Raw genomic sequence first — 12,456 nt, 5'->3', positions numbered from 1 at the left:
ATGTCTCCCCCATTGGGAATTTTACTAACTAGTAAATAAACTTAGAAATAATAACTAATTTTTAATAAATAAATATATATCATCACGTTGATATTGCAGCTTAAATCTAGAGTTAGCTTGTAATCTATTTACTAAACTAATAGCAAACTCTCGATTACTTGCCCAGCCTGGATGGCGAACATTCAATAATACATAATCAAAGCTATTAAAATCTACTGGTGGTGAATCACTATTTGTAAACTGAATGAATTCTCGTGTGCTTAAATGCGGGGCAATTTGTGCTGTAGTATAAACATTTCCTTGAGTTGGAACTTGAGAGATTGCTTGTCTTGTGGCTTGTAAATTATCCACAGACTCTAAATATTTTCCACCAAAATGAGTAAACTTTGCCAAACTGAAAAAGGCTAGTAATGACCATAAAATAATTCCCCGTTTGTTTTGCAGCCATCCCCTACCTTGAGCAAGGCTGGAAATTACAGCTAATATCAGGAATGGTAGTGCTGGTACAGAGTACTGGTGTACTAAATCTTTTTGAGGTTGATAATCTGCAAGAATATTGAGCGCTACACAGGGAATAGCACCAATTAATGGCTGCATACTTTGAGGAGATAGCCCCCAAATCACGGGTGCGACTAGTAGGATTAAGTAACCTAAATTATCTAGAGAAAAAACCTTTGCCAAAATTGTTCCTGGCCGAGTTACTAAATTTTTCGCTATATCTAGAACTGAGTTACCTAAATAGCTGTAACGTCCCACTGCTGCTGCTTCTGCGCCACTGAAAAAAGGAATAATCAGTTGAGTAGCGATCGCAAACCAAACAATACCTGCAAAAATAGCGATCGCACCACATAAACGCCGCTTCTCAAATATCAGTAGCCAAACTCCCATAGCCGCAACCGTAAGCGATAAGACAGCTTTACATCCTAATACGAGGAGAATGCTGGCACAAAACCACCAAATCTGTCCGCCTCTTGCTGCCAAAACTGCCCCCAATAGCGCTGGGATGGCTATGACTTCAGGATGAAAATCAAATAAATTTACATTAAATACTAATGGATACATCAGGTATACAGCCGCCATTGCTGAGGCTTGGCTGTCCTTCAATCCAGCTTGACGCGCTAGATGCCATGTCGGTAAAGCACCAAAGGACAAAGCAATTGCCTGCACAGCAAATAACCAGTAAACACTGGGGTAGATTTTGTACAGTAAAGCTAAGGGATACCATATCCAAGCAGCATGATCGCCAAGAATGTGAAAACCCATGAAAGAAGAAATAGGCGATTTTCCTTGGCTAATTAAATAAACTCCCTGGTCAAAAATTCCTAAATCATACGCAGTTGATTGAAATAATTCATGTCGTAAGCTGCTAGACAAAAATAGAATTAAGGCACTGATGCCTATCATCCACCACAAACTACCAAACTTAAGTTTTTCTTTCATAAAGTTACAGTTCAATAAGTATATATGGCAGTTATAAACCATTTATAAGAATGAATTTAATACAGAACCATAGAGAACACAGGAAATTAATTAGTGATTATTACAATTTATTTATAAATGCTAATTTTTGGTAAATAAATAAACTTCATCGCGTTGATATTTCAATTTAATTTTTGGTTGATTTTGTAGCTCTTTCACTAAGCTAATGGCTAATTCTTGAGATATAGATAGACCAGGTTGGCGAGTATTAATTAATATATAATCAAATGTACTAAAATTGGCTGGTAGAGTATCACGATTAATCAAATAAATAAATTGTCTGTGGCTTAAATGAGGGGCAAGTTCATCTGTAGTTAAGACAGTACCTTGAGTTGTAACTAGGGCGATCGCTTCTCTTGTAGCTTGCCAATTATCGAGATTTTTCAGATATTTTCCGGTAAAATAAGTAAATTTCGTTAAACTTAAAAAAGCAACTAACGACCACAAAATAATAGTTCGTTTATTTTGTAACCATCCCCGACCTGCGGCTAGAGTATTAATTACAGCTAATAATAAGAATGGTAAAACTGGTAGAGAGTATTGGTGCAGTAATTCTTTTTGAGGCTGGTAGTCAGCTAACAGGTTGATAGCCAGAGAAGGAATAGCGCTAACTAAAGGCGTTACACCTTGAAGTGAAAAACCCCAAATTACAGGTGTTAGCAGCAAAATTAAGTATCCTAGATTTTCGGATGAAAACAAATTTCCGAATATAATTCCTGGTTGATTTAAAAAGTTTTGAGGTATCTCTGAGAAAGATTTACCTAAATAGCTATAGCGCCCAATATGACGTTCTACTGAAGCTGCTTCAGTTCCAAAAAAAGGGATTATGGCTTTAGTAGCGATCGCAAACCAAGTAATACCGCTAATAATAGCGATCGCACCATATAAACGCCGCTTTTCAAATACCAGCAGCCAAATTCCCATAGCCGCAACTGTTAAAGACAAAACAGCCTTACAACCCAAAATTAGAAGGATGCTGGCACAAAAGCACCAAATTTTTCCACATCTAGCTGCCAAAACTGCCCCTAAAAGTGCTGGAACAGCCATAACTTCTGGATGGAAATCAAAAAGGTTGACATTAAAAATTAGTGGATAAAGTAAGTAGACAACTGCCATTGCTAGGGCTTGGCTATCCTTCAATCCAGCTTGATGTGCTAGATACCATGTTGGCAAAGCACCTAATGCTAAAGCAATCGCCTGTACAGCAAACAACCAATAAACACTAGGATAAATTTTGTACAGTAAAGCCAAAGGATAGAGAATCCAAGCAGCATGATCGCCAAGAATGTGAAAGCCAATAAAAGAAGAAATAGGTGGTTTTCCCTGACTAATTAAATAAACTGCTTGGTCAAAAATTCCTAAATCCCAAGCAAGCGATTGAAATAACTCATGTCGTAAACTGCTGCACGCAAATAAAATTAAGGCACTGATGCCTATCATCCAACCCACACCGCCAAATTCCAATTTTTTCTCCATGCCAGTTAGAACAATTAACAATTTTTATGAAAAAAATTCTATTTCTGCTTATTTTTCTCAAATAAATAAACTTCATCGCGCTGATATTTTAACTGAAATTTTTGATTATTTTTTAATTGATTAGCCAAACCATTAGCAAATTCTTGAGTACTAAAATGATGACGAAGATTTAGTAAGACGTAATCAAATACATTGAAATCTACTGGTGAGGCAGATGTATCTGTTAACTTGATTAATGGTCGATGGGCTAAATGAGGAGCAATATTATATGTAGTCAGCACACTGCCTTGAGCTTGAACTAAGGCGATCGCTTCTTTTGTAGCTTGCAAAGTGTCCGCATACCACATTTGTTTTGAGCTAATAAAAGGAATTTTCGCTAAAGCTAAAAACCCTACTAGCGACCAAAGAATAATGATTTTTTTTTGTTGTAACCATACTCTACCTGCTGCCAAGTTAGCAATTACAGTTAACATCAAAAATGGTAAAACAGGTAGGGAATAATGACGAATTAAATCTTTTTGCGATGGATGATCGGCAAGAATATTGAGTAATAAGCAAGGAATAGCACTAATTAAAGGTGTTAAACCTTGAGGTGCAAGTCCCCAAATTACAGGTACTACTAGTAGCAGTAAATATCCTAAATTAGTTAAAGAAAAAATTTTTTCTAAAATAATTCCTGGTTGCATCAGCAGAATTTTAACCATTTCTGGAAAAGAGTTTCCTAGATAACTATATCGATAGAAATGACGCTCTAGTAATGCTGCTTCACCACCAAATACAGGAATGATGAATTTGTTAGCGATCGCAAACCAGGCAATACCTGCAAAAATAGCGATCGCACCACATAAACGCTTTTTTTCAAAACAAAGTAACCAAACTCCCATCGCCGCAATTGTCAGAGAGAATACCGCCTTACATCCCAAAACTACAATAACGCTGAAACAAAACCAACCGATTTTTCCTAACCTTGCGGCTAAAACTGCCCATAACAGCGCTGGAACAGCGATCGTATCTGGATGAAAATCAAATAAATTGGCGTTATACACTAATGGATAGAGTAGATAAACTACTACCATTACAACTCTTTGACTGTTTTTCAGTCCAGCCTGACGTGCTAGATACCATATAGGTAAAGCACCTACAGCTAAAGCAATTGACTGAACAGTAAACAACCAATAAACACTAGGGTAAATTTTGTACAGCAAAGCCAAGGGATACAATATCCAAGCAGCATGATCGGCTAGGATATGAAAATTTAAAAAAGAAGAAATTGGCGGTTGTGCCTGACTAATTAAGTAAACTGCCTGGTCAAAAATTCCTAAGTCCCAAGCGCCTGAATCAAATTTTTCATGTCTAAAGATGCTGGAGATAAATAAGAATAAGGTACTAATGCTTATCATCGAAACTATAGGAGTTACGAGTAACTTTGATGATATATAATTAATTTCTTTTACTTGATTGTTCATCAATTTTGAAGTAATAAATAGAATTATAAATTGGTTAATAAAATTATTTTTTAAACGAACCACAGAGACACAGAGGTCACAAAGATAAGAATTAAGAGAGTTTTAGTAAATGATTTATAAGTGTTATTGAATTAAGTTTTAATAAATAAATACACATCATCACGCTGATAACTCAACTTAAATTCGGAGCGATTTTTTAATTTTTGTACCAAGCTGGCAGAAAATTCTGGCTGATAAGACCAAAGTCCAGTGTGGCGAACATTCAGCAAAACATAATCAAACTCTGTTAAATCCTTAATTGGAGAATTAGCATCTATCAGCTTGATTGATTGGCGATGAGTTACATGAGGGGCAATTATATCTGTAGTGTAAATACTTCCTATTGTTTTAATTTGGGCGATCGCATCTCTTGTCGCTTGCCAAGTATCGAGGTAACTCAAATATTTTGTCCAAAAAAAACCATATTTACCTAAGCTTAAAAATGCGATTAATGACCACAAAATAATTGCTCGTTTATTTTGCAGCAATCCCTTGCCTGCTGCTAGACTTTTTATCGCTGCTAGTAACAGAAACGGCAAAATTGGTAAAGAATATTGAAACACTAAATCTTTTTGATGTTGATAGTCAGCTATCAAATTGATTGCTAAAGGTGGGATAGCCGCTACCAAAGGTGTCATAGCTGGCAGAGAAAGCCCCCAAATAACAGGCACAAACAGCAAAAGCAAATAGGAAAGGTTATCAAATGACAGTACCTTTTCTAATACAATGCCTGGTTTAAAAAGAAAAGTTTGAGCCATTTCTGGAAAGGATTTTCCCAGATAGCTATAACGATAAATATGACGTTCTACTGATGCCGCAGAGCCACCAAAATAAGGAATGATTCCTTTGGTAGAGATCGCAAACCAAGCAAGACCAATAATAAGAGCGATCGCACCGTATAACCTTCGCTTCTCAAATACCAGCAGCCAGACTCCCATTGCGGCGATGCTGAGAGCAAATACTGCTTTACATCCCAATACTATGAAAATACTGCCACAAAACCACCAAATATTGCCGCTTCTCGCAGCTAAAACTGCTGCCAATATTGCTGGTACAGCTATCACATCCGGATGGAAATCAAACAAATTGATATTAAAAATTAATGGATACAGTAAGTAAGTAGTTGCTAGAGCAATTGCTTGACTTTCCTTCAATCCAGCTTGACGAGCTAAATACCAAGTAGGCAAAGTACCTAATGCCAAAGCAACTGCCTGCACGGCAAATAACCAGTAGACAGTGGGGTAAATTTTGTACAGCAAAGCTAAAGGATACAAGATCAAAGCAGCATGGTCGGCTAGAACGTGAAAGCCAACAAAAGAAGAAATCGGTGGTTTTCCCTGACTAATTAAATAAACCGCCTGGTCAAAAAACCCTAAATCCCAAGCGCCTGACTGAAATAGCTCGTGTCGTAAACTGCTACAAGCAAACAATATTAAGGTGCTAACGCCAATCATCCAACGAACTGGAGCAAGCTGATTCAGTTTTTTTCCCATGCCATCAAGAAGCGATTAAAAATTTAAAGTGGAAAAAACTATGCTTACCAAGTTGCAATTTAGATATATTACTCGAAAAGGTAGCGCAGCAGATGAGATGGAAAAGGAACGCCAGTTCTTTAGCGACTAGAGTTCATATAATCTTTGTATAAATAAAGATTTCGGATATCAAACCCTAGAATAAATATTGACGTTTTGCTTTAATCCCAAGCTGCAACGATTCTAGCGATCGCTTTGATGAAGGAGTCCTCAGCAATTTATAGTGAGAGTTGTCTGTAAATCTTAAACAATTGTGAAAGCTATTACTCTTGTTGGTTCAACTGGCTCTATTGGTACTCAGACTTTAGATATTGTTGCCCAGTACCCAGATCAGTTTCGGATTGTAGGATTGGCAGCGGGGAGCAATGTAGAAATGTTGGCTGCTCAGATTCGGCAGTTTCGACCGCAGATAGCAGCCATTTGTTTAGAAGATAAATTGCCGACGCTGCAAGAAGCAATCAAAGACCTCGATCCTCAACCAATTCTTCTTGCTGGCGAGGCTGGAGTTATAGAAGTTGCTCGCTACGGCGATGCTGAAACAGTCGTCACTGGTATCGTTGGTTGTGCGGGATTACTCCCCACCATCGCTGCTATTGAAGCTGGTAAAGATATCGCTTTGGCGAACAAAGAAACTTTGATTGCTGGTGCTCCTGTGGTTCTACCTTTAGTAGAGAAATACGGTGTAAAATTACTACCAGCTGACTCAGAGCATTCCGCAATATTTCAATGCCTCCAAGGTGTGCCAAACGGCGGTTTACGGAAGATTTTGCTTACTGCTTCTGGTGGAGCTTTCCGGGATTGGGAGGTAGAAAAGTTAGCAGAAGTCACGGTTGCTGATGCTCTTAAGCATCCTAACTGGTCGATGGGACGTAAAATCACAGTAGACTCTGCTACTTTGATGAATAAAGGGTTAGAGGTAATTGAGGCGCATTTTCTCTTTGGTTTAGATTATGACCAAATTGAGATTGTCATCCATCCCCAAAGCATTATTCACTCGCTAATTGAACTGCAAGATACTTCAGTTTTAGCCCAACTCGGCTGGCCGGATATGCGTTTACCCTTACTGTATGCTTTATCTTGGCCCGATCGCATCTACACTGACTGGGAACGACTAGATTTGGTGAAAGCTGGAAACTTAACCTTCCGTGAACCAGACCATCAAAAGTATCCTTGTATGCAAATAGCTTATGCTGTCGGTCGGGCTGGTGGCTCCATGCCGGCTGTATTGAATGCTGCCAATGAACAAGCTGTGGCTTTATTTTTAGAAGAAAAAATTCGCTTTTTAGATATTCCTCGTTGTATCGAATGGGTGTGCGATCGCCATCAAAATGATAACTGTAAAAATCCCTCTTTAGATGACATTTTGGCAGCAGATAAATGGGCAAGACAAGAAGTTTTAACAGCAACTGAAAATTTAGCAAGCAACTCGCGGGTAATTTCACTACGATAGGTAACGAAACCCAACAAAACCAAGAATTTGTTGGGTTTTACTTTGTTGGGGACTAAGAAATCCAAAGATGAGGTAGACAAATAACCAATCCCCCATGCTCCATATCCAATTTTCAACCTAGACTTCCTGCTCTACTCTGTAATTTTGGACTTGATATTTTGCCATCAACTTTTTAACTTGAGCTGCCACCAGGGGGTGTTTATCTTTTTGCAGTTGAGGAAGGAGTTCTAAAATAACACGGCGTGACACCACACTAAGATACGCGATCGCGGCTTCTCTAACAAAACCTGTGGGATGGCGCAGAGAAATCATAATTTCTGGAGTTGTTAATCGGATGTGGCTAACTTGTGCAAAATGAAAACAGCAAGCTAAACACCAGTCTGACAGGAAGTTAGATAGCATCAACAATCTACGTAGCCTCTCGCTGACTGACAACTGTTGATATTCTCCTAACCCTGCTGCTGTAAGCAGATAGAGTTTTTCTTCATGCGATCGCCGATCTAAAATATTCAACAACAAAGATTTGCAAGACAGATTCACAGTATGGTCTAAAATTTCTAAACCTCGCGCTAAGTTGGCTCCTGACTCAGACCGAAGATTAAAAGCCGCTGCTTGCATATTTTCTGGAGAATAAAGCAACTTCAGTAACAGCAACAATCTTTCTTTCACATCTATTTCTAAGTCTAAGAGAGCGCGTTGTAGTAACTCAAAAACTACTATTGATTGCTGATTCTCGAGATTCTGCTGTAGTGTAAAGTCTATATGAGCTGCATAAATCTCTCCTAAAAACTTTAATTCCTGCTTAATTAAAGTTTCTACCCTACCTTCGTAAAATTGATCTTCTAAGCTTCTAATTTCTGGTTGTTTGTGTATTTTTAATAGGCTGCGGAGGATATGATATCTGGTAGAACCCCAAGATTGTTCCAAGTTTTGCCATAAACAATCTACAGCTTCCAAAGACCCTATTTGACCAATACTACGCCAAGCGTACATTCGTACTACTTCAGGCTTGTAAATGTTGGTAGCTAGGCGCAACAGCATTTCTAGAGCTTCATTTTCTAGTTGCACTAAGGCACGCATTGCTGTGCTGCGGGTGGACTTATAATATAATGCCGCCAGCAATGCTGAATAGTATTCCTCCAAACGGGTGGACGCAATCATTTCTAATACAGCACAGCGCACCCGTAAGGACTCATCTTGCAACAAATTCGGGATGTGAATGCGCAAAGCTTGTAAATAAACGGCTTCTCTCAAAGCTTTGACTCCATTGACTCGTTCCCGTTCTTGCTTATGAGTCAGCATCCGGCGCATGGCTTTGGTAGCTGCTACCTTTTGCATTGGCGTTCCCTGACGCAGAAGTAAGGCGGCGGCGGTGGCGCGGATGAGTGAGTGTTGCCTTGGGTGGAGATACTCTTCTAATAAACTTAAATTGGGATGTGGTTCAGCCAGCCATACGTAGCGCAAGGCAAGAGCAAACACCTCTGGAGTTATTGCTCCTTGAAGTTGTTCCAACAAAGGGCGGACATTTGGCAAATAAATCGGATTGGCCTCAGCCATCAGCATGACTTCCAGGCTTTGGCATTGCAAATCTGGGGGTAACTTCACTAGCAAAGGTGCTAAAATTTCCACCGCACCTTGGAGATCTATTTGGGCTAAAAGTTCAATACAAGAGCGTTTATCCGCTAAACTGCCCTTTTCTGCTAAAGCCTTGACTACTCCTTGCTGGAAAGCTCGCAGACCCACGTTTGCGGCGCTTAATTCACCCCGATCTGCACTCAAAACTAATAAGTCAACATAGCGCGATCGCAGCATTAAAACTACTTTTAAACAGATACCAGCTACTACTACTGTTTCTGCAATAAATACCCACTTTTGTAGCCCTTCAGAGACAAACCTCCCGCAAACCAATAAAGTTATAAAAATCACCACTCCAGCTAAACCTGTAGCGATCGCTTCTGCCGTTCCTCCCGATAATATCTGCATCCGGCTACGAATTCTTTCGGGAATTGGTTGGTAGAGTGCTGGTCCGCTACTCATGATAAAGGTGTAGCGCAAAAGTTCATCGCAGAATTTGAGAATTATTAACCCCCAAAAAAAGCTGGGCAATTGCATTCCAGGAAATAAATTAAATATGGCAATCCCAGATGGGACTATACAGCCTACAGTAATTGGTAGTAACGCTGCCGCAAAAAACACTCCCACACGTTCGATCAAACGGCTGGAGATAAACCACTGGGTCATTAACTCACACAGCCCTACCATGCCACCAAATAGTCCCAAGAAGCTAGCGAGGTCTCGGTCATTGAAATTGGACTTTAATTCCCGCAGATATTGGAAATCTATTAATAATCCAATCACTTGTAAAAGACCAACAAAGGCAAATAGCTGCCACTTATAACGGCTGAGTGGTTCTTCAAGGCGGCGGTGTCGGGACGCTTGTTCTGGAGAATTTAGTCGTTGTGGCGCGTCGGGAAATGCTTTTCGATAGTGATGACTTAGATAAAAGAGAATTGCTGTTCCTAAAATAATCACTACGCAAGCGATAACAATTACCTTATTCAGCTTGGCGAATGCTAGCAGCCAGGGCAAACTAAAGCCGCTGATCACATCTGCTACCAATAACCCGCTACTCACCAGTGGATAGGTGCGCTTAATCTCGCGAATATTAAATAGTTGATTAGCGACGATGGAAGTGTTGAGGTCATTGACCACATAAAGTGCGTCTACCCATAGCCGCATCAAAAATACAATAACAACCGTCAAGTAGGAAATATGTATCCCCCAATGTAAGAACACTAATAAAACTAATGGCATCACCATGCAAGGTGCGATCGCCACAATTACCCAGCGCAAAGGAAAAATCTTTTGTAGCCAAGAATATAAAACAACTAGTCCAAAACCGATGGCTGCACTGGCGATATACATTAAAGGCAGTGGATCGGCCCCATATTCATCTAAAAACAGCGCTACTGTACTGTCTTCTGCCCACCGTAACCCTACAGACACAGTAGTATAAAAGGCAAACATCATCCACGTCCGTTCGCTCTCCTCAGGTCGGAGATTTAACCACTGTAGCAGCCGTGCCAGAGTGCCTCTATTTGCAGCCAACCAGTTATTTTTCAGTTCCATTCAGTTTTTCTTTCTGGTATCTTTACCGTGCAAAAGGCAAGTAATTTCGATAATGAGTACTAATAGGAGGAGTATATTTTGCAGCTTCAAAGCGGCTTGTTTAAGAGCAAGGATTTAAGGCTAGGCCAAAGCAACTAAGCAGTAGCAAAATTTACACTGCTATTTTGAAAAGTTGAGCCAGATGCGGGGAGATTAATTCTTTCCACGGACTAGCGTATCGCGTAGGGAAACCCGGACGCGCAGGGCTATTTGCTGTTTGTGTCTCCTAAACAAAGGGGAGTTTTAACAGCCTTTACCAAAATGGCAAAAGTCCTGAACAACTGAGTATTATTTTTCCCACTCAGCGTTCAGGACTATCATTTTTCGATAAATTTTACCGAATTCGGTAATGGTTTTAAATCTTTAGTTCTGGTTTATACTTCTTGCCTAGAACAGTTGGAAGATTACTTTTTGGGAGAGATCAGCATCATCATATTTCTTCCTTCTTTTTTCGGTGCTTGCTGCACTTCGCCAAATGGCTCCAAATCAGTTGCCATTCGCTTGAGCAAATCTTCTGCTAAGTCACTGTGTTGAATCTCTCGACCCCGGAACATCACTGTCGCTTTGACTTTATCACCGTCTTTGAGAAAGCGCTCTGCTTGCTTGACACGCACGTTGTAGTCGTGTTCTTCTATTTTGTAGCGCATCTTTACTTCTTTGACATCAGCCGTGTGCTGCTTTTTCCGGGCTTCCCGCGCCTTCTTCTCTTGCTCAAACTTATATTTCCCATAATCCATAATCCGACAAACCGGCGGGTCAGCTTTGTCACTGAGCAGCACTAAATCCAACTCTTTTTCTTCAGCTAGTTGTAGTGCTTCTTGGGGGGGCATAATTCCTAATTGGGCCCCATCAGTGTCAATAACCCGAATTTTCGGGAAGCGAATACGTTCGTTAATTTGGGGCAGATCGCGAGTTCTTTTTTTCTCAATCACAGGCATTATGATTCGTGGGAGCTCTTTATTAAGAATTTGGCTTGGTCTTGATTGGCTGAGTTTTTGATTATTAAGCCTCAGGGAAAAGTAGCAAAATAGCTGAGGACTTAAAAAATGAGCCTTACAGTTCTAGCTTAGCTAATCCATAAGGTAGTTGTGACTTAGTTTGTATTTGTCATTCTACTCATTGTGAGAGAGTTTCTCTAAATTGTTAATCTAAATTACACAACCTAGATGAACGTTAAGTATTGTATCAAGTGATTAACAATTGATTGACATTTTGTTCTAAAAGGATGTTTCCAGAATAGCAAGATTACAGATAAAATACTTTCTTACCAATAAATTGTAATATTTTATACGAATATTTACAATTTTATTTACAGCGGATTTCATTTTGGTGAAGTACAGACCCTCAGTCTTAAAATCTAGGCATAAGCCTGTGTTACTTCTAAATTCTGACTCCTGAATTCTGCTGTAGTGTTTTTGAGCCAAACCGCTGACAAGAATAACTGTAGTCAGACTCCTAACTTCCCTTAAGAAGTCGGGAATCCTGCAACCCGTCCTAAATAGTTGTAAGTAGAACGGCGTAAATATTTGTCGTTGGGATAAGGCAGAAGGCAGTCCCCATGAAAAAATTTTCATCGCCAAGCATGTAAGTAGTTCTTACATGTTCCCCGTTCCCTGTTCCCTGTTCCCTACTTACAAGTCAGGAGGTGAGACAGCGCGGTCTTGGGGGTCTCCCCCATGAGCGACTGCGAACCCGAAGGGCAGGAGGCAGAAGGAAAGAGAGTTTTAGCCTAATTTACCTTTCTTAACATAGATTGGTTTTTTCCCACCGACTTACTTAATCAAGCTCAGGACTTACGCAACTGTCACAAGCAATGGCGCGGCTACACCGCGCCGAGCGCCAAGCA

Annotated in this window: 7 protein-coding genes; 1 reads left to right on the top strand and 6 read right to left on the bottom strand. The window is 39.9% G+C overall.

Annotation, left to right across the window (positions count from 1 at the left end; translation table 11 throughout):
* Positions 1–54: 54 nt before the first annotated feature.
* The 4 genes from BV372_RS18570 to BV372_RS18555 all read right to left on the bottom strand — a co-directional run bounded on the left by BV372_RS18570 (position 55) and on the right by BV372_RS18555 (position 5,953).
* Complete coding sequence (locus tag BV372_RS18570; RefSeq protein ID WP_086687973.1) at positions 55–1,440, bottom strand: DUF2079 domain-containing protein; 1,386 nt, start codon at positions 1,438–1,440, stop codon at positions 55–57.
* A 120-nt stretch (positions 1,441–1,560) separates the two neighbouring features.
* Positions 1,561–2,955, bottom strand: coding sequence for a DUF2079 domain-containing protein (locus BV372_RS18565; RefSeq protein WP_086688049.1), 1,395 nt, complete (start codon positions 2,953–2,955; stop codon positions 1,561–1,563).
* A 38-nt stretch (positions 2,956–2,993) separates the two neighbouring features.
* Positions 2,994–4,421, bottom strand: a complete 1,428-nt coding sequence (locus tag BV372_RS18560; RefSeq protein ID WP_373270784.1) for a DUF2079 domain-containing protein — start codon at positions 4,419–4,421, stop codon at positions 2,994–2,996.
* A 131-nt stretch (positions 4,422–4,552) separates the two neighbouring features.
* Complete coding sequence (locus tag BV372_RS18555) at positions 4,553–5,953, bottom strand: DUF2079 domain-containing protein (RefSeq protein WP_086687972.1); 1,401 nt, start codon at positions 5,951–5,953, stop codon at positions 4,553–4,555.
* 292 nt (positions 5,954–6,245) lie between these two features.
* On the opposite strand from BV372_RS18555, the gene dxr reads away from it, so the two are divergent.
* Positions 6,246–7,442 carry a 1-deoxy-D-xylulose-5-phosphate reductoisomerase gene (dxr, locus tag BV372_RS18550; protein ID WP_086687971.1) on the top strand — a complete coding sequence of 399 codons (1,197 nt, stop codon included), beginning with the start codon at positions 6,246–6,248 and terminating at the stop codon, positions 7,440–7,442.
* Positions 7,443–7,559: 117 nt separating this feature from the next.
* On the opposite strand, the gene BV372_RS18545 is transcribed toward dxr, so the two are convergent.
* Positions 7,560–10,571 carry an MFS transporter gene (locus BV372_RS18545; protein WP_086687970.1) on the bottom strand — a complete coding sequence of 1,004 codons (3,012 nt, stop codon included), beginning with the start codon at positions 10,569–10,571 and terminating at the stop codon, positions 7,560–7,562.
* A 443-nt stretch (positions 10,572–11,014) separates the two neighbouring features.
* Complete coding sequence (gene infC, locus BV372_RS18540; RefSeq protein WP_086687969.1) at positions 11,015–11,548, bottom strand: translation initiation factor IF-3; 534 nt, start codon at positions 11,546–11,548, stop codon at positions 11,015–11,017.
* Between the last annotated feature and the right edge of the window lie 908 nt (positions 11,549–12,456).

It is taken from the genome of Nostoc sp. T09 (assembly GCF_002154695.1).
GTDB lineage: Bacteria > Cyanobacteriota > Cyanobacteriia > Cyanobacteriales > Nostocaceae > Aulosira.
Note: the sequence above shows the minus strand (reverse complement) of the source record. Positions and strands in the feature narration are given on the sequence as shown.